Origin of the sequence: Kitasatospora sp. NPDC059747, from assembly GCF_042732955.1 — a bacterium.
GTDB lineage: Bacteria > Actinomycetota > Actinomycetes > Streptomycetales > Streptomycetaceae > Kitasatospora.
Genome location: NZ_JBHWGV010000086.1, coordinates 1 through 25,406, shown reverse-complemented (window position 1 = coordinate 25,406; position 25,406 = coordinate 1). Strand labels below are relative to the sequence as shown.

Genomic DNA, 25,406 nt, shown 5'->3' with positions numbered 1-25,406 from the left:
ACCCCGCGCGCCGCCCCCCCCCGCCTAACACCGCCCGCGCGCGCGCTCCCCACCCCCAACTCTTGGGGACCCCCGCCACCTCCCCCCCCCTCCCCCCCCGGGGGGGCCCCACCAGGGGCCCTTGAGGGCGCCCGTTGCTTCGTCCAGGTCATCGTCACGGCCGCTTCTCCGCTGCGCGGGGGAGCGGCCGTCGGCGTGTCCGGCGTGTCGGGGCGGGGGTCGCCGCGGCGCGCCTAGGGTCGGCTGCTGTGCCGCATTCGTGTGATGAGCGTTCCGGGTGGGGCGTTGCGGCGTTGCCGGTCGCCGTCCTGCTGGCCGTGACGGCGCTCTGCGCGGCGGCACTGGTGCCGGTCGGGGGACGGGCCTGGTCGGCCGTGCGGGTCGCGGACCTCATCTGGGACGAGCTCGCCGACTGCGAGAGCGGCGGCGACTGGCGGGCCGACACCGGCAACGGCTACTACGGCGGCCTGCAGATCTGGGCGCCCACCTGGACGGAGGCGGGCGGCCTCCGCTTCGCCGACCGGCCGGACCACGCGACCCGCCGCGAGCAGACCACCGTGGGGGAGGAGATCCTCCGGCGGGAGGGCTGGGATGCGTGGCCGGACTGCGCGAGGGAACTGGGGCTGGTGGGGTGAGGGCGTCCGCCTCGGTCTCCGGTCTCCGGCGGGGCTTTTGGTGGGTGAGGTTCTGGTGGGTGAGGTTTCTGCTGGGGTGGGGGCTTCCGGCTGGTGGTGCTTTCCGGTCGGGTGGGAGTTTCCGGTCAGGCAAGGGTTTCTGGTCGGGTGGGGGCTTTCGGCCGGGTGGGGGCTTCCGGCCGGTGGTGCGCGAGGATGGTGGCGTGATCCAGGGCGAGCTGTTCGGTGACCCTTCGGAGCCCTCCGCCCCGCGCGAGCGCTCCGAACCGGCGCCCGGCGCCGTCCTCCTCCCCGGCTGGCTGGACGCCGACGCCCAGCTGCGCCTCGTCGCGGCCTGCCGGGAGTGGGCCCGCGGCCCGGCCGGCCTGCACGCCGTCCGGATGCCCACGGGCGGGCTGATGTCCGTCCGGATGGTGAGCCTCGGCTGGCACTGGTACCCCTACGGCTACCGGCGGACCGCCGACGACGGCGCGCCGGTCAAGCCGTTCCCGCCGCTCCTCTCGGACCTCGCCCGGTGCGCGGTGGCGGACGCGTACGGGGAGCGGGCCGCGCGGATCGCCGGCGCCTCGTCCTACGAGCCGGACACCGCGATCGTCAACCACTACGCGCACGGCTCCAGGATGGGCCTCCACCAGGACCGCGACGAGCGGACGGACGCCCCCGTCGTGTCGCTCTCGCTCGGCGACACCTGCGTCTTCCGGCTCGGGAACACCGAGACCCGGACCCGGCCCTGGACCGATCTGGAGCTGTACAGCGGCGACCTGCTCGTCTTCGGCGGGCCGGCCCGGTTCGCGTACCACGGGGTGGTGCGGACGCTCGCGGGGACGGCGGATCCGGCGCTGGGGCTGGTGGGGCGGCTCAACATCACCGTGCGGGAGTCGGGGCTGCTGTAGGGCCGATGCGGCGAGCGGGCAGTCGGCGAGCGGGTGGTCGGCAGGCCAGCGGGTTGGCGGGTCGGCAGGTCGGCGATCGGGCACTCGTTCGAGTGAATCGGGGGGTCGGGTCCGGGGAGCGGGAATTCCAGCGGTCGCCGGAGGATTCGAGTGAGCTGGAGAATTCGAGAGGAACGGGCTCCGGCAGGCGGGCGGAATACCTCCGTCCGGGCCGCGGTCCCGGAGAGCCCGGAGAGGAAGCGCAGCCATGGGTACCCCCGTCGACGACCTCGTCGATCTGCTCGACCTGGAGCAGATCGAGCTGAACATCTTCCGTGGTCGCAGTCCCGAGGAGGCGCTGCAGCGCACGTTCGGCGGCCAGGTCGCCGGACAGGCGCTGGTCGCGGCGGGGCGGACGGTCGACGACGACCGGCCGGTGCACTCGCTGCACGCCTACTTCCTGCGCCCCGGGGTCCCCGGCGTGCCGATCGTCTACCAGGTCGACCGGATCCGCGACGGCCGCTCCTTCACCACCCGGCGGGTGCTCGCCATCCAGGGCGGGCGCTCGATCTTCGCCCTCACGGCCGACTTCCACCACCCCGAGGAGGGCGGCATCGAGCACCAGGTCCCCATGCCGGGGGTCCCCGCTCCGGAGGAGCTGCCCAGCGCCCTGGAGGAGGTCGGCGCCCGGCTCGGCGAACTGCCCCCGTTCATCAGCCGCCGCCAGCCCTTCGACATCCGCTACGTCGACCGCCTGCGCTGGACGAAGGAGGAGCTGACGGACGTCGAGGCGCGCAGCGGCGTCTGGCTGCGGACGAACGGCGCCCTGCCCGACAACCCGCTGATACACGTCTGCGCCCTGACGTACGCGAGCGACATGACGCTCCTCGACGCCGTGCGCGCCCCTGTCGAGCCGCTCTGGGGCACCAGACACTTCGACATGGCCTCGCTGGACCACGCGATGTGGTTCCACCGTCCGTTCCGCGCGGACGACTGGCTGCTCTACCAGCAGGAATCCCCGATCGCCCACGGCGCGCGCGGGCTCGCCCGCGGGGAGATCTTCGACCGGAACGGGCAACTGGTCGTTTCCGTGGTGCAGGAAGGCCTGTTCCGGCGGCTGAAGGGGTGACTGGCTGGAGGGGTGACGGGGCTGAAGCGGTGACGGGCTGGAGGGGCGCGGTCCGATTGCGTCCCGTTGCCGCCGTGTTTCCGTTTCCGGTCGGGCGGCGGTGACGGGAATGGACCGGCCGCGTGGCCGGTGTTGTGCTGGGTGATCGAGAAAGGGCGGCCCGCGGAACGGCTGGTCGCCGAGACGGGCGGTCCGCCGGGCGGCGGGCCGCGGACCGGATTGGGAGGGTCTGCCGATGACGGAGACGGCCGCGGAGGACTGGAAGCACTGGAGCGACCACCGGGCGGCGTCGGTGAGCGCGCCGCACGGGCAGCTCGCACTCACGGGCACGCACTGGCTGGAGCCCGAGCCCGGCGAGCTCCCCGGCCTGCCCGGGCTCTGGTGGGCCGACGCGGAGGGCGTCCGACTGCGTGCGGTGGCGGCCGACGGCATCACGGTCGGCGGCGCCACGGTCGGCGGCGACGCCTCGCCCGTCGACGGCGAGGTCCTGCTCCGCCCCGACACCGATCCGGCCGCCGACATCGCCACCCTCGGCGACGTCCTGCTCGTCCCGATCGAGCGCGAGGGCGAGTTGGCCCTGCGGGTCTTCGACCCCGCCGCGCCCCGCCGGGCGTCCTTCGCCGGCATCTCCGCCTACCCCTACTCGCCGGAGTGGGCCGTCCCCGCCGTCTTCACCCCGTTCGACGCCGCCGACGCGCAGTCGGTCGTGGTCCCGAACGCGGACGGCAAGGAGCGCCCGCTGGCCGTCACCGGGCAGATCGCGTTCACGGTCGCCGGCGAGCACCGCACCCTGACCGTCAGCAGCGCGGGCGACCGCCTCAGCGGCGTCATCGCCGACGCGACGAGCGGCATCGACACCTACCGCTTCCGCTTCATCACCCTCCCGGCACCGGACGCCGACGGCCGTACCGTGCTCGACCTCAACCGGGCCTACCTGCCGCCGTGCGCCTTCGCGGACCACTTCATCTGCCCGTTCCCGCCGCCGGGCAACCGGCTGGACTTCGCGGTGGAGGCGGGGGAGAAGCAGGTCCTGACCCGGTAGCCGCGGGCCGACCGGGGCCTGGCGGCTTTCTCCCGGGGCGTCGGCACTTTCTCCCGGGCGTCGGTGGCTGCTCTCCCGGGGGCCAGGTGGCCGCTCGTCCGGCCCCCGGTGGCTGTTCCTCCGGGCCCCGGTGGGGAGCATGCGGACGGCGGGGCGGAACATGGACGGTTGTGCCGAACGACCATCATTCATCAACGCGTCCTTCAGAGGCCTCGCCGCCCGCCGACCCCGTCCCGTCGCCCCCGGAGGCCGCCGCCCCCTGGTACCGGCGGGCGTTCGCCGACCTCAGCCCGCTGCGCGACCACGCCGACTACCGGCGGGTCTGGGTGGGCCAGGCCGTTTCCTCCATAGGCCAGCAGATGACGGCCGTCGCCGTCTCCGTCCAGGTCTACGACCTGACCCACTCCGCCTTCGCCACCGGCGTGGTCGGCCTCTTCTCGTTCGTCCCGCTCATCGCCTTCGGCCTCTACGGCGGCGTGATCGCCGACCGCGTGGACCGGCGCAAGCTCGGCCTCATCGGCGCCGCGGGCCTGGCCCTCGTCTCCGCCGTCCTCGCCGTCCAGGCCATCGCCGGCCTCGGCCAGGTCGCCGTCCTCTACGCCGCCGTCGCCGCCCAGGCCTGCTTCTTCGCCCTCAGCTCGCCCGCACGCTCCGCGATGATCCCGCGCCTCGTCCCGTCCCACCAGCTCCCCGCGGCCAACGCCCTGAACACCGTCAGCATGAACCTCGGCATGACCGTGGGCCCCATGCTCGGCGGACTCCTCATCGGCGCCTACGGAGCCCAGTCGGCCTTCCTCGTCGACACCGTCGCCTTCACCGGCACCCTCTACGCGATGTGGCGCCTGCCCGCCATGCGGCCACTCGGCGAGGGCAAGGCCCGCGCCTCCGTCCTCGACGGCCTCCGCTTCCTGCGCGAGCAGCCCAACCTGCGCACCAGCTTCCTCGCCGACCTCGCCGCGATGATCTTCGGCCTGCCGCGCTCCCTCTTCCCCGCCATCGCCGTCACCTTCTACGGCGGCGACGCCCGCACCGTCGGCCTCCTCGTCTCCGCCCCCGCCGTCGGCGCCCTGATCGGCGCCCTCTTCTCCGGCTGGGTCGCCCGCATCCACCGCCAGGGCGTCGCCGTCCTCGCCGCCGTCGCCGCGTGGGGCCTCGCCATCGCCACCTTCGGCCTGCTCCACAACCTCTGGCTCGGCCTCCTCCTGCTCGCCCTCGCCGGCTGCGCCGACACCGTCAGCATGATCTTCCGCAGCACGATGATGCAGGTCGCGGCCCCGGACGAGATGCGCGGACGCCTCCAGGGCATCTTCATGGTCGTCGTCGTGGGCGGCCCCCGCCTCGGCGACTTCGAGTCCGGCGCCGTCGCCGCCCTCACCAGCCCCGCGACCTCCGTGATCACCGGCGGCCTCGCCTGCGTCGCCGCCGTCCTCCTCCTCGCCGCCCGCCGCCCCGCCTTCCTCACCTACGACGCCCGCCACCCGACGCCCTGATCAACCCCCTGCCCCGCCCCACCTCGAAATCCGGCAGCGAGCACCCCTCCACGTGCTGTATTGTTTTCCACGTCGCCGGGACAACCGGAGACAAGGTCGAGAAGCCGACCGGCAGAGCCCCCCAGGCCCCGCCGCCCGGCACCGAGACCACGGGACGTGGCGCAGCTTGGTAGCGCACTTGACTGGGGGTCAAGGGGTCGCAGGTTCAAATCCTGTCGTCCCGACTGTGAAGTCGGTTGTGAGAGCGGGTACTTGGGAAACCAGGTGCCCGCTCTTTTTGCTGTGGTGGTCGCAGTGTGGTCGCGGGCGCTCGTTCGCGGCATTCCAGGGGGTGCATCCGGGGGTGTGGGGCGCTTGGATGAAGTCGATATGCGGTTTTTGTCTCTTCGGTCGAGGTGACTGAGCGTAGTTCTTCGTTGAGTGGGCTTCTGCCCCGTGTCGAAGCGGCATGGGTTCCCGGAAGTGGGCATGCTTGTGGAGACCGCGGCGTCAGGCGTGGTGACTCCGGGGCTGAGCGAGCGTCAGTGATGGACCGGCGGTTCCGGCCGTTTAGCTGGTCCTTGCCGCGTTCTGGGCGGGCCCGGTGGACCGGGGGGGGGGGGGGGGGGGTAGCCGTGCGGTTGCGTCAGGCCGCGTGACTGAACAGCGGGTGCGGCAAGGGACCGGCGAGGGCGTCGGCGCCGCAGTGGGTACGGGACTCGGCGAGGTGGAGCCTGGTTTCGATGGTGTGGACCGCGGCCATGGCGACATCCCAGGTCAGGTGGCTGTAGATGTTCGCGGTGGTCGACAGGGTGGAGTGCCGCAGGGTCTTGGAGATCACGGCCATGGGCACGTTGCCCTCCAGAGCGAGGGTGGCGGCGAGGTGTCGCAGGTCGTGGACGGTGACGTGGGGCAGGCCGGCCTGTTCGCGCAGTTCGTGGAAGCGCCGACGGACTGCGGCCGGGTGGAGGGGCTTGCCGTCGGCGTCCTGGAAGACGTGGCCGTTGCCCGGGGAGGAATTCCTGGCCATCGCGCGTTCAAGCGCTGCGGCGACGCGGCCGGACAGGGGCACCCAGTTGCGGCTCTTCTTCGTCTTCGGTGCGGTCAGGACGAGTTCGTGGTTGTCGATCGCGGAGAGGGTGTGGCGGATGTACATGACGCGGTCGTCGAGCCGGACACACGGGCGCTGGAGTCCGAGGGCCTCTCCCTTGCGCAGGCCGGTGCCGATGATGACTTCGAAGAGGTCGGCGAAGGCGGGGTCGACGCCTCGGCAGTGACTCAGGAAGGCGACGGCCTGTTCCGCGGTCCAGGGGACGCGTTCGGCGGCTTGGGGCCTGCGCATGGGCAGGGGCTGGGCGGCGTTGTAGGGGAGGCGGTGGGTGCGCACGGCGGTGCCCAGGGCGCTGGAGAGCGTGGCGAGGCAGTGGTAGACGGCCTGGCGTCCGCGGCCGGCGTCGAGCTGCTGGTGGGTGTAGGCGGCGATGTGGTCGTGGGCGAGCTCCTCCAGGCGCAGCTTGCCGAAGACGGGTATCAACTCGCAGAGCACATAGGCGCGGTAGCGGGCGTACGTGGTGGGCTTGAGTAGGAACTCCATCGACTTCAGCCATTTGGTGAGGTAGGCGGCCACCGTCTCGTGCGGGTCTGCGTCGAACCCCGACAGACGTCCCTTGAGGAAGCCCCGCAGCGCCGTCTCGGCGTGCCACTCGTCCTCGAACCCGCCGCGCCGCACCGTGCGCCTGCGACCGCTGAGCGAGGGGATGTCGACGGCGAAGGTCCACGTGCCGTGCTTCTCCTCGGCAAGGCGTGGGCACTTCGCGCCGAGCTGACGCCGGGTGGCATCGCGGCACCCGCATCGGCGGTAGACCCGGCCCGGCCGTCCTGACCTGCGCACTCCGTGTACCTCCTGTGGCTGTGACCCATTGATCAATTCACGGAGGGTACATGCGCCGTGATCGCATGATCGTCTGCGACCACCATGCGATCACCAACGCGAAAATGGGGCTCTGACCTGCGGTTCACGGTGAGGACCCGCACCTGGGCGCGCCAATGCACGGGGGTGCCGTGGTACCCGTCATGGTCGATGCGGGCACGCGGAAACTGTCACCCTACGTAACTACCCGGAGCCCTGCTCTGGGGGCCGTCCGGGCGGTAGGGGAGTGTTTCCTGCCCCCCGACGCGGCTACGCAGTGTGAACGGCCCGTCGGGTTGGCCGGGCCGTGCGCGGCCTTGGGTCGAAGCGGGCGGGCCGCCGAGGTCAGGGTGCCCTGATCCGCGATGGGTGGTTGCGGCAGGCGATTCAGATGAGCCGGTTCCGGTGGGCGGCTGCGACTTCGCGAACGAGGTGGGCGAAGTCGCTGCGGCTGCGGTCCTGCTGCTGCCCGGCCTGTTCGCCGTCGTCCCGGTCCTCGTCATCGCCGAAGTCGTCTTCATCGTCGAGTTCGTCGTATTCCTCGTGGAGGAGCCAGCAGCCGTGGATGCCGGCGAGGAGGTCTTCGAGGAGGTCAGGGGCGGGTCGCCTGGGATCGAGCGGGGTCAGGCGCAGGCCGGTGTCCTCGGGGTCGGTGTCCGGGCCGGTGTACTGGGCGAGGGTGTCGTCGATGTCTTCGAGTTGTTCGCGCAGGCCCGCGGGGTCGGAGAGGAGGCCGTCTGCGATATGGAGGGCGTGGCGCACGAGGCCGGTGACCGCGTCGTACGGGGAGGCGCCGGCTTCGAGGAGCTGGAGGACGAGGGTGGGCGTTTCGTGGGCGAGGGCTTCGATGTTGTCGGCTTCGAAGGGCACGGCGGCGGGGGAGTGTCCGGAGGCTTCGGCGGCGACCTCGGCTGCGGCTGCGAGCCAGTGGGCTGCGGCGACGGCCGCGGCGGTGGGGTCGATCTCGATGAACAGTGCCGTGGGGCCGAAGGGGTCCTGCTCGAGGAGGCGGTCGGCGGCGGCGACCTGGACGGGGGAAGCGCCTTCGCGGCTGAGGAGGACGGCCTGGCGGGCGCGGCCGGCGAGGTCGCCGAGTTCGGCGTTCTCCACGGCGGCGAGCTCGGTGACTGTCTCGGCGAGGACGGTGTCGGTGAGGTCCGCGTTGTCGAGGGCGTGCAGGGCGCGGCCTGCGCGGTGGGCGGACTCGACCAGGGGGCTGTATTCGACGTCGAGCATGCCGTCCTGGGGGAGGTTGGGCTGGACGATGGCGCCGGGGACCTCGTCGAAGGATTTGCGTTCCGCCGCGCGGCGCCAGCCCTCGGAGTTGGGGTCCTGGGAGGCGGCGGCACTGGCGGGGTGGGTGTAGGTGCGCCATGCCGCCTCGGACAGGTGGGTGAGGGTGCGGGCCAGCCGCATCAGCGCGGCCGTGTCCGTGCCGGCCGGGACGGCGGCGATACGGGTGGCGAGACCGCCCTCGCCCGTTTCCCAGGTTGCGATCAGCTCGTGCCGTTCGGGATCGATGCTGTAGCGGGTCATGAAGTCGTACCTCCGGTGATCTGCTCGGCAATGCCGCCGACCATCGAGCCATTCTGACGCATCGCCAGATAGTGCCGGGTCGTGCAGCCGACAGGCGCCGACGGCCGCCAGAGAACGAGACCCCGTAGGGGCAGGGGCGTGCTCCTCGACGAGTTCGGCGCCACCATCGACCCGTCGCCGAGACCTTCGAGCCCCACCGTCTCTGCGCCTACCTGCACAGCCTCGCCGCGGCGTACACCACCTTCTACGAGCACTGCCCCGTCCTCAAGGCCCCCAGCCGCGAGGTCATGGAGACCCGGCTGCTGCTCTGCCAGCTGACCGGCCAGACCCTCCGCCGGGGCATGGACCTCCTCGGCATCGGAACGCCGGAGCGGCTGTAGATCTTGGCGATCTTCGGGGTGGACAGGTATCACCTGCCCGCCCCGAAGGACTCGCCTGAGTTTCTCCTCCCTGGGGCGCTGCCACACACCGCGGCGCATCGTTTCGACATGCCCGCCCGGATCGTCCCGCCACCGATTGTGACCAGAGGCATACAGGTCGATCGGCGCCGAAGTGAAAGGCGACTCACTGGCGCGACAGGGTCTTGGGCGGCACCGTCGTGCTCAGCCCGAGGCCGAGCATGCGCTGGTACGCCCGGCGCAGCCACTGCGGCGCGTGGCACACCGGACCGCTTCGGCACCTGCTGTCGTCGCGGGCTACCGGTCGCAGCACACGGAGCTGTTCTCTTTCCGTACGCTAGCCCTGTCTGACCTCTCCGGTATCGTGCGGGCGAGCTGGGCTCTGCAGCGGAACAACACAAGAAGGTGGCGTGTGAGCGACAAGAACCAGGAGCTGGCCGACTTCATCTGGTCGGTCGCCGACCTGCTGCGGGGCGACTACAAGCGCTCCGAGTACGGCAAGGTCATCCTGCCGATGACGCTGCTGCGCCGCATGGACTGTGTCATGAAGGACACCCGCGAGACCGTCTGGGCCCGTGCCGAATCCTTCGCAGGCCAGAACAACGACGCGGTGCTGCGCGCCACCGCCGGCCGTGATTTCTACAACCTCTCCCGGCAGACGTTCGCCACAATCGGTGCCGATCCGGACACGCAGAAGGTTGAGAAGAATCTCAAGGACTTCATCGGCGGGTTCTCCTCGGAGGCCACCGAGATCCTCGACCACTACGCCTTCCACCTGCAGATCGACCGCCTGGCCAAGGCTGGACTGCTCTACCTTGTGGTCCAGAAGTTCGCTGACATCGATCTGAGCCTTGAGGCCGTCGACAACCACAACATGGGGTTCGTCTTCGAAGAGTTGATCCGCAAGTTCGCGGACGCCTCGAACGAGACCGCCGGTGAGCACTTCACCCCGCGCGAGGTCATCGAGCTGATGGTCGAGCTGCTCCTGGCCCCTGATGGAGACCGCCTCACTGGGGCGGCCCCGGTGATCGACATCCTCGACCCGGCCTGTGGCACCGGCGGCATGCTCTCGGCGGCCCAGGACCACATCAAGATCCTCAACCCCGTTGCGCGTGTGAACGTCTTCGGGCAAGAGCTGAATGCTGAGTCGTACGCGATCTGCCGTTCCGACATGCTACTGAAGGGTCAGACTGCCTCCAACATCCACTTCGGCAATTCCTTCACCCAGGACGGCCACGAGGATGAGCAGTTCGAGTACATGCTCGCCAACCCGCCCTTCGGCGTGGAGTGGAAGAAGGTTGAGAAGCAGGTCAAGCAGGAGTATGAGGACCGCGGCTACGACGGCCGTTTCGGTGCCGGGCTACCCAGGATCAACGACGGGTCGTTCCTCTTCCTGCAGCACATGATCCACAAAATGCGACCACTGAAGAAGGATGCTGACGGTACGGAGATCGGCGGCAGCCGAATCGCAATCGTCTTCAACGGCTCACCGCTCTTCACCGGCGGCGCAGGCTCCGGCGAGTCCGAGATCCGCCGCTGGATCATCAAGCACAACTACCTGGAAGCGATCGTCGCCCTCCCCGACCAGCTCTTCTACAACACCGGCATCTCGACATACGTCTGGATCGTCACCAACCGAAAGCCGAAAAACCTCAAGGACCGGATCATCCTCATCGATGCGCGAGACCAGTGGTCCAAAATGCGGAAGTCTCTGAGCAACAAGCGCAAGGAGATCACCGACGAGCAGCGCCATGAGATCTGCGCTTGGTATGGAGAGGCATACCGACTCGCGCGCTCCGGAGGCGGCTCGCAGCATTCCGTGCCGGGCAAGGTCAAGATCTTCGACGCAGATGACTTCGGCTACCAGCGCATCACCGTGGACCGGCCCCTCAAGTTGCGGTTCGAGGTCAGCGAGGATTCCTTGGACGCGCTTCAGGTGGCAAAGGTGGTGGAGAAGGAGTTTGGCGAGGGTGGTCCGGAGCGACTGGCGGCAGCACTCAAACCACTGCTGGGCGGCTCGTGGAAGACCAAGGCGGAGGCGTGGATCGCACTGAGTGCCGCGCTGAACCAGGCCGGCATTAGCTGGCCTAAGAGCAACTCCTTCGATAAGGCGATGCGTGACGCAGTCGGCGTTCCGGATCCGGAGGGTGAGCTGCAGTACGTCAAGAAGGGGCAGGTGGAACACGACCCGGAATTGCGGGATGCCGAAAATGTTCCGCTCCGCGAGGACATCGATATGTACTTTGAGCGTGCTGTGAAACCCCACGTCGAGGATGCGTGGATCGCTGAGTTGAAGGATCCGAAGACTAAGGAGACCATGCGCTCCCGGGTCGGATATGAGATCCCATTCACCCGACACTTCTACGTGTACAAGAGGGCGCGCCCGCTCTCGGAGATCGATGAGGAGCTGAAGGCTCTGGAGGCGGAGATCCAGGCGCTGCTGGGTGAGGTGATCCAGTGACCGCCTCGATGTTCGATCTCCATTCACTCGAGCTCCCCGAAGGCTGGGAGTTGGTGCGACTTGGGTACGTCGCTCGATTGCAGAACGGGTTGACAGTCGACGCGAAACGCGACATCACGGGCGACGTTGTTACGCGCCCGTATCTGCGCGTGGCAAACGTTCAGGCAGGAAGCCTCGACCTCGGAACGGTCACGGAGATCTCCGTACCACGGAGCGTAGCCCACCGTTGCACGCTCCGGCCTGGCGACGTTTTGATGACCGAGGGCGGAGACCTGGACAAGCTGGGGCGTGGGACGGTCTGGCAGGGGGAATTGGAATGGTGCCTGCACCAGAATCATGTTTTTGCCATCCGGCCTGACCCGCAACGCCTGAGCGGACGGTATCTCGCATACTTGACGCAATCGCTCTATGGTCGCTGCTATTTTGAGAGCACGGGAACGAGGACCACTAACCTGGCTTCTACCAACAGTAGCAAAATTCAGAGCTTTCCCTTGCCTCTCCCTCCGGTAGATGAGCAGCGGTGCATCGCGGATTATCTCGATTTCGCCACCTCGCGTATCGACAGGATGGTCCGGCTAGAGCGTGCCACGCTCGAAAAGATCACGGAACGGGAGTCGGCTGTTCTTGATCTCGAAATCGATGCGCTATACCAGCGGGCCGGATCATTGCCGTTCAGGCGCTTCGTAACTGGAGTGGATCAAGGGTCAAGCCCTCAATGCGACGCAGTTCCTGCGAATGATGGCGAGTGGGGTGTGCTAAAGGTAAGCGCCCTCCGTCCAGGGACCTTCGATCCGACTGCCAACAAGCGGCTGCCTGAAGATGTGGTCCCGGACCGCAGAAGCGAGGTACAGGAAGGTGATCTCCTGATTACCCGCGCGAACACGCCGCAGCTGGTGGGATCCACAGCCGTGGTTCCCAGAGTTAGACCCAAGCTAATGCTGTCAGACAAAATCTTCCGAGTCCGCGTGAGCAAAGGGCTGAGCCCGCACTATGTCGCAGCGGTGGCTCGTGGCAGTCGAGTACGCGCGGCCTGCTGGGCGGCTTCCAACGGCGCGTCCCAATCCATGGCCAATCTTAGGTTCGAAGAGATTAAGGAGTGGCCCATCCCCCCGGTCAGCCTTGACGAGCAGCACGCCTTCGTCGATCGGGTCAGTCGCAGCCAGGAAGCCGTCAAGGCCCTCGGTGAGAAGGTCGAGCATCAGCTCTCCCTCCTCGCCGAGCGGCGCCAGTCTCTGATTACCGCTGCCGTGACCGGTCAACTCGACGTCACTACTGCCCGTTAGAGCGTCCACGCGTAAAGAGTCACCCGCCAACCACGTACGGAGTGTCCTGATGACCGCTACCCCGCCCGGCGCGCACGAGGCCCACACTGAGGGTGCATTCGAGGACGCCGTCGAGGCAGCCCTGCTCCGTAGCAAGTGGGAGCGGGGACTGGCAAACACCTACAGCCACGAGCTCGGCATCGACACGTCCGAGCTGTCCACGTTCCTTGGCGCCTCCCAGCCCGAGGAGTGGGAGCGGTTGATGGACGCGTACGGAGAGGAGGAACTGTACGCGATCCAGCGGTTCGCCGCGCATGTGGCCAAGCAGATAGATGAGCGCGGGCTGCTGGATGTGCTGCGTCACGGGGTTGTCCAGCGCAACATCAAGATCCGCCTGGCATACTTTCGGCCCGCCCACACCCTGGCGGCCGGGGCCCTGGACGAGTACGACGCGAACCGGCTCGCCGTGGTGCGGCAGTTCCATTACTCCGCTGCCGAGCCGGCCAAGTCCTTGGATCTCGCGTTCTTCGTCAACGGGCTGCCCATCGCGTCGGCCGAGCTGAAGAACCCGCTCACCGGGCAGTCGGTCGAGGACGCGAAGCGGCAGTACCGCAGTGACCGCGACCCGAACGAGCTGTTCTTCGCCCGTCGCAGTTTGGTGCACTTCGCGATTGATCCGGACCTGGTGTTCCTGACGACGCGGATTGCCGGGGCGAAGACGCGGTTCCTCCCGTTCAACATGGGCACCGGTGGACCGGGCAACATCGGTGGCGCGGGCAATTCGCCCGTTGCCGCCGAGGCGGAGTACGCGATCTCGTACCTGTTCGAGCAGGTCATGCACCGCGACAACTGGCTCGACCTCCTGCATCGTTACCTGCACGTGGAGGACGAGGCCGCGAAGGCCGGCAAGGCCCCTCGTTACCGGCCCGGTTCCGCGCACAAGCAGCCGCTGATCTTTCCGCGGTTCCACCAATGGCACGCAGTGCGGAAGATGACCGAGCACGCGGCCACGCACGGGGCAGGTGAGAACTACCTGATCCAGCACTCCGCGGGGTCGGGAAAGTCCAACACGATCGCCTGGCTCGCCCATCGCCTGGCTTCATTGCACACTCCCGAAGATCCCGCGCTCCTGGATCCGGCTGCTGCCCAGGCCAAGGGCCTTGGGCCGAACGCGCAGGTGTTCGACAAGGTCGTGGTCATCACCGACCGGCGAGTGCTGGACAAGCAGCTCCAGGACACCATCTACCAGTTCGACCACACCCCGGGCGTGGTCCTGCGCGTCGACGACGATTCCCAGCAGCTCGCGGACGCGCTGACCGGGACGACTGCCCGTATCGTGATCACGACATTGCAGAAGTTCCCGTTCATCCTGGACAAGGCATCCGGACTTGGCCGCGAGCGCCGCTACGCGATCATCATCGACGAAGCGCACTCCTCTCAGGGCGGCAAGGGCACTGACGCACTCAAGCGGATGCTGGGCAAGCTGGGCGAGGGCGCGGTCGACGAGGACGGCGATCCGCTGACCGCAGCCGCGCTCGCCCGCGGCAAGCAGCCCAACCTGTCCTTCTTCGCATTCACCGCGACCCCGAAGGACAAGACCCTCAAGCTTTTCGGCACCGAGTCGCGCGAGAGCGGGCAGATGGAGCCGTTCCACATCTACTCGATGCGGCAGGCCATCGAGGAGGGCTTCATCCTCGACGTGCTCGGTACCTACGTCACCTACAGCACGTACTTCAAGCTGCAGCAGGCCGCCGTGGACGAGGCCGAGCGACAGGTGGATCCGCGGAAGGCGAAAGCGAAGCTGGTGCGGGCCGCTCTGATGTCCGAGGCGTCCCTGGAGTCTCGGGCGAAGATCATCGTGGAGCACTTCCGTGCCCACACCGTGGACAGGCTCGGCGGCAGGGCCCGCGCCATGGTCGTCACCCCCGGCCGCGAGCACGCGGTGCGCCTCTACCAGGCAATCCGCGCCTACGTGGAGCGCTGCGGCTACACCGACTGCGGCACTCTGGTGGCCTTCTCCGGCACCCTCACCCTGGACGAGATCGAGTACACCGAGGCGAAGCTGAACGGCTTTGCAGAGAGCAAGCTGCCCGAAGCCTTCGCCTACACCCGCCTGGACGACCCAAAGCCGCCGTCCGTGCCCCGGCCTGAATACCGCATCCTGGTTGTCGCAGACAAGTACCAGACCGGTTTCGACCAGCCGCTGCTGACGACGATGTACGTCGACAAGCTGCTGGCCGGCCTCGCCGCCGTGCAGACGCTGTCCCGGCTGAACCGCACGCATCCGCTCAAGTCGGCCGAAGACTTGTTCGTGATGGACTTCGCCAACAAGCCGGCCGTGATCGAGGAGGCGTTCCAGCAGTACTACGAGGCATCGATCTCCGAACCGACCGACCCGGACTTCCTGTTCAACCGGTACGACGAGGTAATGGCCTACCGGCTGCTGATCGAGGCGGAGATGGATGCCTTCGTCACGGCCTACTTCGCCGCGTTCAAGAACGGCACCGCCACCGACGCCGCGGTCTCCAAGGCCCACGCGAAGCTGCACACCTACACTCAGCCGGCCGTGGATCGGTTCAATGCCCTGGCGGACGATGAGCCCGACGCCGCGCAGGAATTCCGGCGCGCGCTGGACTCCTACGTCAAGGCGTATGGCTGGCTCTCTCACGTCATCGGTTTTGAGAACGAGGACCTGGAGCGCCTCTACCAGTACGGGAGGTTCCTGGTGCGCCGCCTCAGGCTCCCGGCCGGCTCGGCGAGCGCGGACGTAGGCGAAGTCACCCCCAGCCACATGAACGTCCGCAAGACCGGCACGGCTGACCTCATTCTCAAAGCGGAAGGCGCTCAGCTGCTGCCCGGCCTGGTTCCGCAGCCCGCCGGCGCTGGGTTGGAGGTCGAGGAGAAGTCCCTCGCCGAGGTCATCGAGTCGGTCAACGACGAGTACGGTATCGGCCTGTCCACCACCGACCAGATCCTCCTCGGTCAACTGATCGTCGCCGTCTCGGAAGATCCGGACCTGAACCGGATCGGCCTCCACAACGACGAAGAGACCTTCCGTCGTGAGGTCAACAAGGACATGGACCGCATCGTCATCGACCAGGCCCGGTCCAACGACGCCCTGCTCGTGCGGTACTACGACGACCCGCTCGTCAACAAGATCTTCAAGCAGGTCGCCACCCAGCAGGCGTACGGTCTCATCCGCCGCCCCGTCCGCCGCGAAGCGGAGCGCCGGGCCACCGAAGAGCGGGCCGCAGCGATCAAGTCTGGTGAAGCGGGAGTCACCCGTCCGGCCGATGCATAATCTGTACCAACAGTTCCACGTAACGTCGAACTCCGGTGCTGCGCAGGCGCCGTGGCCGAAGGGATCGCTGCAGTGCCGCAGGATGGGTTCCACGATGCGCCGACCGAAGATGCCAGCAGGCCGCCGTCTCGCGTGATCGCGGGACGCTACTGGCTCGACCGCCCGATCGGCGCCGGCGGCATGGGTGAGGTCTGGCACGCCTACGACGAACGCCTCGACCGCCGCGTCGCGGTCAAGATGATGCTCACCGACACCCGCGGCCTGCCCGGCATCCCCGGCTTCGGCGCGGCGGAGATGCTGGCCACCCGCCGCGACCGTTTCCTGCGTGAAGTCCGCACTACCGCTGCTCTGGAACACCTCGGTATCCCGGCCATCTATGACACCGGCATTGACGAGACGACACACCAGCTGTACGTGGTCATGCAGCTGCTGCGCGGACGCGAAGTGCAGACCTTGATCAATGACACGGACTACGACGTCTCACCGCTGGCAATCTCCTGGGCCGCGGCGGCAGGTGTACAGATCGCGTCCGTACTGGATGAGGTGCACCGCAACGACGTCGTCCACCGCGACATCAAGCCGTCCAACCTCATGATCACCGCGGACGGCGTCATCAAGGTCCTCGACTTCGGTGTCGCCGCCCTGCGCGGTGCCGGCAACCACCCCCGCCTGACCCAGGAAGGCATGACGGTCGGCACCCCGCCCTACATGTCGCCCGAGCAGAGCCTGGCCAACGAGGTCGGACCGGCTTCCGACATCTACGCCCTGGCCTGCGTGATGTACGAACTTCTCACCGGCCGCCCCCCGTTCACGGCCGACGCCAACGGCTCCCACGCCTGGCACCACGTGCGCTCCACCCCACCGCCGATCCGCACCCGGCGCCCGGACATCCCCGAGGAGCTCGAGGACCTCCTGCTGGGAATGCTGGACAAGGAACCCGAACGCCGCCTGGAGGCATTCCAGGTGTACGACGCACTGCTGCCGTGGGTCTACAAGCAGGACCTCGCCGGTGCCGCTCAGATCGAGTTCGACCCGCGCCAGCCTTTCCGCCGTCCCTTCAGCGGACCGCCCAAGCGCACCATCCTGACCGGGTACACCCCGACTCTGATGATTCCGGCCGAACCGGGCCCTGCGCCCGAGACGCCCCCCACGCCGCTGAGCGACGCTGAAGCCAACGAGGTTGCGGACCGGGCAGCGCAGCTCGCCCAGGCCCGCCAGTTCGTCCAGGCTGCCGACCTCCTCGCCGACGCCATCCACCGCGCCCAGGACGGCGTCCTCCACGACGACCTCACGTTCTCCCTGGCCCAGGTCCGATTCCTTGCCGGCGCCTACCGCGAGGCCGCCGCCCTCTTCGATGAGGTCGGTGCCGCTTGGACCGCGCGCTACGGCACCAACGACGAGCAGGCGCTGCTCTGCCGTTACTACGCGGCCCAGTGCCGCATGGCCCTCGGTGAGTCCACCGCAGCGATCGAGGCATTCCGCGCCTACACCGCCCACGCCCCAGAGCCTGCCGACGCTGCGGCCGTCGACCGCCACCTCGATGCTCTGGCCAACCTCGCCCGTCTCCACGCTGCCCGCGAACGCTTCCCCGAAGCCCGTCGCGCAGCCGCGGCCCTGCGTGAGGCAACCCAGCGCCTGCGCGGCCCCGACGCCCCGGACCTCGCCGACATCGACGGATTCGTGAGGCGTCTCAGTCGCTTCACGGACTGATGCTGACCAAGCGGGATGTCTCGTCCGAGGCTGACAGAGAGGACGCCGAGCCGAGTCGCGCCTTCGAGAGCGGCTACGCGTAGGCGCGGCCCCGCGGGTGACACTGACGCCGAGGTGACGCAGTACCGGGGGAGAAGGACCAGCAGCATGTCATCCGTCGCATTTACGCTCGTGAGTGCGCATACGAGCGGTGATGCGCAATCCGGCCAGGGGGGTTAAGGAATGGCTGTCTACAAGTACGGCTTCGTCTATGTCATGGTGAATCCGGCGATGCCGGATCTCGTCAAGATCGGCTGGTCCGAGCACCTTCCCGAGGACAGGGCCGAGGGGCTGTCGAAGACGGCTGTACCGTTCCCCTTTCAGGTTGCCTATCGAGCAAAGACCTTGCGGCACAGAGAGGTTGAGAGGCAGGCCCATAGGCTTCTGGCCGCCGTCCGTGTCGCACCGAACCGGGAGTTCTTCCGGGTCTCTGTCGAGGACGCGGTTGGGGCGGTTCGGCTTGCTCAGGAGCAGGTGACGGGGATCGGCTCCTGGGCGTCTTCTCCGGAGCGTCATGTTGTAGGCCGCGGAGATCGTGTCGTCCTGCCGTTGAAGTCCGGTCAGGTCTTCGTGCTCAGCGCCTATCCTGAGTTCCTGAGCACAGAGCTCAACGTTCTGGACATCTGGCAGGCTCACGCAGACGGAGACGTGCTTGAGATCGATGGCGCTGAGCACCCCGGGCACGTAGCCGGCCTCAGCGACCGCGATCCCGGTGGCGACGAGGACCCCGTGCCGTTCCTCGACCGTTCCGGCGAAGTCCAAAACGGGACACTGATCGGACGCGAGCGCCTCGTCTCGGGCGATCGACTGATCTGGCTCGCGGATTCCGAGGACCCGGGCCACTGCGCCTGCGTGGTGTTCGAGGCCGACAGCGCCTGTCAGATTGCCTGTCGCACATGGAATCCACAGTCGAACCCCTTCGGCATGCCCCTTCTTCTGAACGACCTTGTTCGTGATCCCTCTCCTGCAATGGTGGAGGCGGCGAAGGAGGTACTCGATCTACGTAGGCCACGGACCTGGGCTCCTCGCAACCCGGATCCGGAGGGGGACTGGGCCATTGCTGCGACACTCCCACAGCCGCCCGAGTACTGGTTGCCGCAGCTACTGAAGCGGCGTCCGCAAGGGTGACCCTGCGGAGCTGGCAGGCGCTCGGCAGGCCACCGGCACCGCCACTGCCCCTGAGGGCCTGGCTCTCGTGCTCCTGATCGCTCCCGAGGACGGGCACCTGGGCCGACTCGCAGAGAGGGAGATGACCACGGCACCATTCGGGCGGCAGTTCGGGATCCTGCCGCGACAGGCTTCGCATCACCAGTCGGACGAGACCGGCTGGTGTCGAGTCGGCGGGCCGAGTACGGAGGACGACATTCTCAGCCGCCTTGTCGGTGCCCTCATCTAGGCTCGCAAGCCGAGACCGATAGGGGAGTTACGTGCTCGACTGTGCTCTGACCGCAGATGTTCCGCTCGGCCCGTTCGAGGGCACGCCCGTCACCGTCCATTCGGCCAAGGGCAAGAACACCAAGCTCCATGCCGCGACGACATGCGCCCAGCTGCGTGCCCGTGACATCACGACGGCCGAGGTCCCGTTGAACGCGGAGACGATCGGCCGGATGTGCTCGCGCTGCGCGCAGTGGGGCGCGTGGGTGCGCCCGGAAACCGGGCTGGGTGTCTTCCTCAAGGAACTCGGCGGGATCGGCCTGTTGTACCAGCTGCGATCCCACACCGGGCCGGACGAGGACATCTGGTGGGATGAGAACGAAGTCCAGGCCGCCGCCGACCTGTTGCGCACCGAGCCCGCAGTCGACCCTGACAGCGAGGAAGCGGACGGTGACGACGAAGCGGCGCGCGACGATGCCGAGCACCTGCGGGAAAGCGTGTTCTCCGCCTGGCGGGATGCGGCGAAGAGCCTGCACCAGGCCCAGACCGCTGCCGCGATGTTCCCCTGGCTCGCCGACTGGGCGGAGCCGAAGCTGGCAGTGAAGAAGCAGTACCTGGAGACGCTGCGTGTGCAGGCCGCACAGTTCGTCGACCCGGACGGACTCCTGACCGGCGCGGCAGTAGCGCTCCTGGACGAGCCGGAACTGCCCGCCGACGATCCGGCGCTGACGGCGATCGGCACGCGACAGGAGATCAACAGGGGACTGAAGGCACTGTGGCGGGACTGGCAGCGCAAGGCCGAAGCCGGCTGGGGCCGACCGAGTGAGCGCTCGTACATCTCCTACACGCTCACCCACGGTATGCGCTCCAACCGCAAGGGCTACGCACAGGTATGTTCCGCCGCTGACGAGCTGGTCGCGTCCTGGGAGGACCTGGCGCGTGCCGCAGCTGCCGGGGCCGAACCCGCGCCGACCTTGCTGGTGACCGCGTACCTGTCGGAGGTCGCCGACGACTCCTCGCACCGGTACGAGCGGGGATTCCTCAGCGAACTCGACAACTGGACCACTGGCGTTCTCGTCACCTACCTCGCCACCGCCGACTGGGGCCGGCGCACCCTCACCCTGCAGGTCCCGCCCCTCATCGCCGACCGACTCCTCGACTCCCGCTCCTCCCTCCTCGACTGCGAACCCCACACCACCGCCACGACCGAAACGACGACCGGTACCGAGGCCGAAACGGCCGTAGACCACATCAGGCCGGGGATCTTCGACGACACCCCCGTTCGTGACCGCCAGCCGCTCGCCGCCGACCACGTGCGCGCCCTGCGCGCCGTCTCGGCAGGCGACGACCAGCCGTACCTGGTCTTCTCTCCGGACGCAGGGCCGGAGGTCTTGCCACTGGCGGTCGTCGAGAGGCGGCTGGCCGCCGGGTGGCGCGGAACCATCATCGCCGGAGCCTCGGACCTGCCGGCGAGCGTCATCGAACCGTGGATCCAGGAAATCGGGCCTCGTCCCGACGAAGACGAAGAGGAGAGCGTCTGGCCCGCCCCCGTCCGCGACCCGCACGATCCGCGGTTCGGAGAGGACCTCGGTCTCGCAGACGGTGCCCGCACCACCGCTCGGCTGAGGTACCGAAGGGAGAACCCTGAACAGGAGCTGCGATGCCTGGCCATGGCACGCGGCGCGGCGGACCTGCGCACTCTCGACGGCGGCCCCGACCGCGACGGTCGCCGCCGCACCGTGTCCAGCGCGGTGTGGCACGGCCTGCTGGTCAGCGCCCGCCGCCTTCGCCTCCAACCGTTCGAGCAGCCCGGCACCGACCGGTGGCACCGCGGCAGCGGAATTCCGCTGGGCGTCCTCGCCGATGTACAGGTCTACACAACCGATGCCGATCCTGGCTGGCAGCGCAAGGGCCACTCACCGTTCTGCTCACACTCCGGAGAATGCGGCGTCACCGAGCACGACGACCTGCTGCGCATCGCGGACCTCCTCGCCCGCGACGACTTCGACTGGTGCAGCAAGTGCGACGGCTTCGCGGTACGGCGACTGACCGACACCCAGCTGTCCTACTACCGGGCGGCCCACCGCATGCACGACGTCGCTCAAAAGCTCGACCGGGACCCGGGCACCACGCACGGGACTGACTGGGAGGCGCTGGCCGCTCAGCTGAGCGAGCTGTCCGACTGGCACCCGATCGGCGAGAAGTGCTGGGACGCCCCGGAGTCGTGGCGCTGGAGCGAGATCATCCGCGACCTCCGACGGCGCCTTGAGGCAGCCCGCCGCCAGACCCCCTGACGAAGAGCCCGTCTGCACGGGGGTGTCCTGCGGGCGACTATGCCGCTCGCAGGAGACACTCCGGTTGCCCTGCTCACGGTTTGCCCAACCGGACGCGGCCTGGTCGAGCGCGTGGGAGAGTGCGAGAACGGCCTCGTCGGCGGAGTCCTTGAACAGGTGGCCGTAGAGGTTGATGGTGATGGCGAGGGTGGAGTGGCGCATCGTCTTGGAGACGACGGCCAGGGGGATGTCGGCGGCGATCATGCAGCGCGGCTGGCCCGACCGCATGCTCTGCGCCCTCTACCCCGCGGCCATGGGCAACCGCCTGCGCCGCGCCACCTACCAGGTCGACTCCGAACTGAGCGAGCAGCAGGCTCAGCGCGACATCCGCGAACTCGTCCGTGCCGGCTGGCTCGCAGCCAGGGACGAGGCCCAGGGCCGTTACTACCTTGCAGGCCCGGACCTCCCCGAGAAGATCACACGCGGGGTCCGTAAGCCTCGGCTGCTGCGCGACCCCTACGCGTGACCCGGCAGGGCGGAGGTGAGGCTGCCTCACCAGCCAGGCCTTTCTCACACCCTCCACCGCCCGCTATCACCGGCGCTCGGTTGCCATGTTGGCCAGTGTGTCTCGGCGCAGTCCGGAGCTGTCAGCGGGAACCGGGTGGCTTGGGCCACGCCGTTCCGTCTGCGGCGGCGGTGAGGATGTCTCCGAGGCGGAGCCAGGCGTTGGGGCCGGAGTTGCTGATCGGGCTGTCGGCGAATCGCTGCCAGGCCTCGTGGTCGTCTCCGAGTGCTGCTTCCACCAGGGCGAGCACGGTGGGATGTGTGCTGTCGTAGTGGTGCCCACGGGCCTTGAGTGCCGTCCAGGCGGGCAGGGCGAGGATGGTCTCGCTGGGATAGTCGGGTAGGGCGAGGACCTGCCGGGCCCACGCTTCGCGGTTGGCGGGGTTGCCGCCGAGCCGGCGGCGGAGCTCGCGGGTGAGGGTGTGGACGGCGTGGCGCGGATCGGAGTGGCGGGCGAGGAGTGAGGCGAACGCCGGTTCGCTGCGGTGGCCGTGCCAGGCGAAGGACAGCAGTGCCTTCTCCACGAGCGCGTCGTCGCCGGCATGCCGGTTGAGGTACGCGTCGAGCACCTCCGCGGTGACGGCGGACAGGCTCCGGACCGTCACTTCTTCGGGGTTGCCGAGGGCCGTGCGACGGGTCGCGGGCGGCTGCGGGGCGGGGTCGGCGACGATCCGCGTGATCGCGTCCAGGAGTTCGTCGAACTGCCGCCGGTCCTCCTGGGACTTGTAGTCGTACGACTGGGGGCCGGACCGGCCGCGGCGGGCGTCGCGGATCACCAGTCGAACGGTCGCTTCGACGGCCGGTGCGAGCTCGGGCAGGTGGACCAGCATGTCGCGGACCCAGCGCAGTCCGGACGCCGTGCTGATTCCGTAGAGGTCCTTCGGCTTCCAGGTCCGGAGGGCCTGCACGGCCGTTTCGGCGAAGTGCCGCCCCAAGTCGGCGAGTTCGTCCGAATGGCTTCGCCAGGTGTGGGGATCGCCGTGGGCGGGCTTGGCCTCGGCGGGGTTCAGGACGAGGCGCCACCGTCCGTCGGCCGCGTGGCTTACCCAGGAGACGGCGGAATCGGTGCCCCAGTCGGTGTCGAAGCCGTCGTCCCGTAGGTACAGGAACTCGATGTCCCTTCGATCGGTCTCGTCCAGGGCGGAGAGCTCGGCGGCGAAGTGCTGCCGGGCCTCCTCCTTCGAGGAACCGTCCTGGAGGAATCCGCAGATCCGGGTTGTGAGCATGGCGGCGCCGAACCTGGAGAGGTCATCCAGCGCGATCTGCCTAAGGAGTTTCGGCTCGACCGTCCACGGCACGCTGCCGAGCAGTTGGTCGCGGATGACCTGGTTCGCCGTGGTGCCGGCGGTCCTGTCGATGAGCTGGGAGTGCCGGTCGGAGTGCCGTTCGAGTACGGCCGACCACATGCGGCCCCACGCGTCGAACGCTGCCCTGATCCGGTCGGACCAGGCGCCGGAATCCTCGTCCTCCAGACGCGTGCGGTCGAGGCCGTCGGGCAGGAGAGCGACGGCGGCCTCGAACACGGCGTCGTGGAGGCGACCCGTACGCAGAACCACCTGTGCGGGCGTTGGCTCCTTGAGCAGTTCGGGCGTCATGTGCGGTGGTTGCGGTACCCGCCTGAGCAGTTCTTCGGCGACGGCCGCGCAGAGGTCGGTCGGCCGGTCGGCGGTGCCGAGGGAGCCGAGCCGGCGGTCGGAGCAGCGGCGCAACGTGTCGGCCCGCAGAGCCGGATCGCAGTCGGGGTGGATGAGCGCGAGGACCACCAGCGACGTCGACCCGGTGAGGTACTCGTACTCGCTCTCGCTCTGTCGCAGCCCGTTCGCCACCGCGGCCTCCAGCAGCCAGGCGGGTGCCGAATCCCGGTAGGGCCTGGCGAGCAGCGCCGCGAGGAGCGGCCCGCCCTGCTGGCTGTCGGTCACGCCACGGGCCTGTTCGGCTGCCATCTGGGCCGCCGCGGACCCGGGATCGGCACCGGCCGCGACAGTGGCCAGGAACTCCACAGGCAGCCGGGTTTCGTCGGTGGCCATTTCCTTGCTTCCCTCTCCCAGGTGACTCGTCAGAGCCCATCCTGCTCCATCGGTCGGACAACCTGGGGTCGAACGACTCCGAGGGCGGCGCATCGGCCCCGTGGAGGACAACTCCTGGGCGCCTCAGGTACGGTGTCGGAAAGGACCAGGTTCGGACCGCCGACAGCATCGGCGGAACCAGCCGCAGTCGGTCACCTTCACCACCGTCCGGAGGCGCGTCAGCAACGCGCCCACCAGCGGAACTCCACCTGCTTCTGCGCCGCGTGCCCCACAGTGCGCCTTCCACCACACCGGAGTTCCCCGCATGCTCGAGCACCAGCTCACCGCCACACTCCGCGACTTCCTGTGCGAACATACCCCCAGTAAGAGGAGCTAACAGAACTGCGAAGCGCCCATGTCTGTTCGCCCATCGGCTCGTTGAGTAGGTCGTGGGGAAGAGACCGCCGTGGCTGGTGTCGGACGACTTGTGGGGTCGGATTGAGCCGCTGCTGCCGGTGCGGCAGTAGCGGCTTCGCAGGATCGGCCGCCCGCCGCTGGACGACCGGGGCTGCTTGCAGGGGATCCTGTTCGTGCTGCACACCGGGATCCAGTGGGAGTGGCTGCCGCAGGAGCTCGGCTTCGGCTCGGGCATGACCTGCTGGCGCCGGCTGCGGGACTGGCACGAGGCCGGGGTGTGGGACCGGCTGCACCAGATGCTGCTGACCGAACTTCACCGTGCAGGCGAGCTGGACTGGTCGCGGGCGGTGATCGACGGCTCCCACCACCAGGCCCGTCGCGGCGGCCCAAAACGGGACCGAGCCCGGTCGACCGCGCTCGACCGGGCTCGAAGCATCACGTGATCACGGACGGCCGGGGCACGCCGCTGGCGATCACCCTGACCGGCGGCAACCGCCACGACGTCACCCAGCTGCTGCCGCTGCTGGACGCGATCCCGCGCATTCGCGGGAAGACTGGTCGGCCACGCCACCGGCCGCGGCAGTTGTTCGCCGACCGTGGCTACGACTACGACAAGTACCGCCGCCTGCTCTGGAAGCGGGGCATCAAGCCGGTCATCGCCCGTCGAGGCGTGCCGCACGGCTCTGGTCTCGGAGCCGTGCGGTGGGTCGTCGAACGGACCAATGCCTGGATCCACGGCTTCCGACGCCTGCGGATCCGCTGGGACATCCGCGACGACATCCACGAGGCGTTCCTCAAACTGGCCTGTTGCGTGATCGCCTACCGACGCGTCCGAGCCTTGTGTTAGTTCCTCTAAGAGGGCGTTCGATACTGATTTAGGCTTCCGCAGGCGATTTCGGGCGGAGGTATTGCCTGACTTTGTCGGGGCTGGCGGTCAGGCGAGTGGTCATGGAGTTGACCATGGCCCAGTGGATCATCGAGCGTGACCGGTCCGGCAGTTCCTCGTAGT

General features: G+C 68.5%; 17 protein-coding genes, 1 tRNA gene and 1 pseudogene. 15 read left to right on the top strand and 4 right to left on the bottom strand.

Features of this window, described 5'->3' with window-relative positions; translation table 11 throughout:
• Positions 1-293: 293 nt before the first annotated feature.
• The 6 genes from ACFV4G_RS30640 (at position 294) to ACFV4G_RS30615 (ending at position 5,392) form a co-directional block, all read left to right on the top strand.
• Positions 294-635 carry a transglycosylase family protein gene (locus tag ACFV4G_RS30640; RefSeq protein WP_380445367.1) on the top strand — a complete coding sequence of 114 codons (342 nt, stop codon included), beginning with the start codon at positions 294-296 and terminating at the stop codon, positions 633-635.
• A gap of 206 nt (positions 636-841) precedes the next feature.
• Complete coding sequence (locus tag ACFV4G_RS30635) at positions 842-1,528, top strand: alpha-ketoglutarate-dependent dioxygenase AlkB family protein (RefSeq protein WP_380445380.1); 687 nt, start codon at positions 842-844, stop codon at positions 1,526-1,528.
• A 247-nt stretch (positions 1,529-1,775) separates the two neighbouring features.
• Positions 1,776-2,636: an acyl-CoA thioesterase gene (locus ACFV4G_RS30630; protein ID WP_380445366.1), complete on the top strand. Its 861-nt coding sequence runs from the start codon at positions 1,776-1,778 to the stop codon at positions 2,634-2,636.
• A 235-nt stretch (positions 2,637-2,871) separates the two neighbouring features.
• Positions 2,872-3,678 carry a DUF1684 domain-containing protein gene (locus ACFV4G_RS30625; RefSeq protein ID WP_380445365.1) on the top strand — a complete coding sequence of 269 codons (807 nt, stop codon included), beginning with the start codon at positions 2,872-2,874 and terminating at the stop codon, positions 3,676-3,678.
• 170 nt (positions 3,679-3,848) lie between these two features.
• Complete coding sequence (locus tag ACFV4G_RS30620; RefSeq protein WP_380445364.1) at positions 3,849-5,168, top strand: MFS transporter; 1,320 nt, start codon at positions 3,849-3,851, stop codon at positions 5,166-5,168.
• 150 nt (positions 5,169-5,318) lie between these two features.
• A tRNA-Pro gene (locus ACFV4G_RS30615) sits at positions 5,319-5,392 on the top strand.
• Positions 5,393-5,793: 401 nt separating this feature from the next.
• On the opposite strand, the gene ACFV4G_RS30610 is transcribed toward ACFV4G_RS30615, so the two are convergent.
• A complete protein-coding gene (locus tag ACFV4G_RS30610) occupies positions 5,794-7,038 on the bottom strand; it encodes a tyrosine-type recombinase/integrase (RefSeq protein WP_380445363.1) in 1,245 nt (414 codons plus the stop codon).
• A 405-nt stretch (positions 7,039-7,443) separates the two neighbouring features.
• Complete coding sequence (locus tag ACFV4G_RS30605) at positions 7,444-8,592, bottom strand: hypothetical protein (protein ID WP_380445362.1); 1,149 nt, start codon at positions 8,590-8,592, stop codon at positions 7,444-7,446.
• Between the two features lie 212 nt (positions 8,593-8,804).
• On the opposite strand from ACFV4G_RS30605, the gene ACFV4G_RS30600 reads away from it, so the two are divergent.
• The gene (locus ACFV4G_RS30600; protein WP_380445379.1) at positions 8,805-8,972 is read left to right on the top strand and encodes a DALR anticodon-binding domain-containing protein; all 168 of its coding nucleotides are present in this window, start codon (positions 8,805-8,807) and stop codon (positions 8,970-8,972) included.
• Between the two features lie 184 nt (positions 8,973-9,156).
• Here ACFV4G_RS30600 and ACFV4G_RS30595 read toward each other — a convergent pair whose 3' ends face one another.
• Positions 9,157-9,303 carry a hypothetical protein gene (locus tag ACFV4G_RS30595; RefSeq protein WP_380445361.1) on the bottom strand — a complete coding sequence of 49 codons (147 nt, stop codon included), beginning with the start codon at positions 9,301-9,303 and terminating at the stop codon, positions 9,157-9,159.
• Positions 9,304-9,402: 99 nt separating this feature from the next.
• Here ACFV4G_RS30595 and ACFV4G_RS30590 point away from each other — a divergent pair, with 99 nt between their 5' ends.
• From ACFV4G_RS30590 to ACFV4G_RS30560, 7 genes are all read left to right on the top strand, one after another.
• Positions 9,403-11,451 carry an N-6 DNA methylase gene (locus tag ACFV4G_RS30590; RefSeq protein ID WP_380445360.1) on the top strand — a complete coding sequence of 683 codons (2,049 nt, stop codon included), beginning with the start codon at positions 9,403-9,405 and terminating at the stop codon, positions 11,449-11,451.
• Positions 11,448-12,734: a restriction endonuclease subunit S gene (locus ACFV4G_RS30585; RefSeq protein WP_380445359.1), complete on the top strand. Its 1,287-nt coding sequence runs from the start codon at positions 11,448-11,450 to the stop codon at positions 12,732-12,734. Before ACFV4G_RS30590 ends, ACFV4G_RS30585 begins: the two co-directional genes overlap by 4 nt.
• Positions 12,735-12,783: 49 nt before the next feature.
• Positions 12,784-16,014 carry a type I restriction endonuclease subunit R gene (locus ACFV4G_RS30580; protein WP_380445358.1) on the top strand — a complete coding sequence of 1,077 codons (3,231 nt, stop codon included), beginning with the start codon at positions 12,784-12,786 and terminating at the stop codon, positions 16,012-16,014.
• 51 nt (positions 16,015-16,065) lie between these two features.
• Positions 16,066-17,724 (top strand): protein kinase, encoded by a 1,659-nt coding sequence (locus ACFV4G_RS30575; protein WP_380445357.1) that lies wholly within the window; start codon positions 16,066-16,068, stop codon positions 17,722-17,724.
• A gap of 222 nt (positions 17,725-17,946) precedes the next feature.
• Positions 17,947-18,891 carry a GIY-YIG nuclease family protein gene (locus ACFV4G_RS30570; RefSeq protein ID WP_380445356.1) on the top strand — a complete coding sequence of 315 codons (945 nt, stop codon included), beginning with the start codon at positions 17,947-17,949 and terminating at the stop codon, positions 18,889-18,891.
• A gap of 299 nt (positions 18,892-19,190) precedes the next feature.
• Positions 19,191-21,431 carry a hypothetical protein gene (locus ACFV4G_RS30565; protein ID WP_380445355.1) on the top strand — a complete coding sequence of 747 codons (2,241 nt, stop codon included), beginning with the start codon at positions 19,191-19,193 and terminating at the stop codon, positions 21,429-21,431.
• A 178-nt stretch (positions 21,432-21,609) separates the two neighbouring features.
• Positions 21,610-21,936, top strand: a complete 327-nt coding sequence (locus tag ACFV4G_RS30560; RefSeq protein WP_380445354.1) for a hypothetical protein — start codon at positions 21,610-21,612, stop codon at positions 21,934-21,936.
• Between the two features lie 121 nt (positions 21,937-22,057).
• On the opposite strand, the gene ACFV4G_RS30555 is transcribed toward ACFV4G_RS30560, so the two are convergent.
• The gene (locus ACFV4G_RS30555) at positions 22,058-24,001 is read right to left on the bottom strand and encodes a hypothetical protein (protein WP_380445353.1); all 1,944 of its coding nucleotides are present in this window, start codon (positions 23,999-24,001) and stop codon (positions 22,058-22,060) included.
• Positions 24,002-24,429: 428 nt separating this feature from the next.
• On the opposite strand from ACFV4G_RS30555, the pseudogene ACFV4G_RS30550 reads away from it, so the two are divergent.
• A pseudogene (locus ACFV4G_RS30550) lies at positions 24,430-25,244 on the top strand (IS5 family transposase).
• Positions 25,245-25,406: the final 162 nt, after the last annotated feature.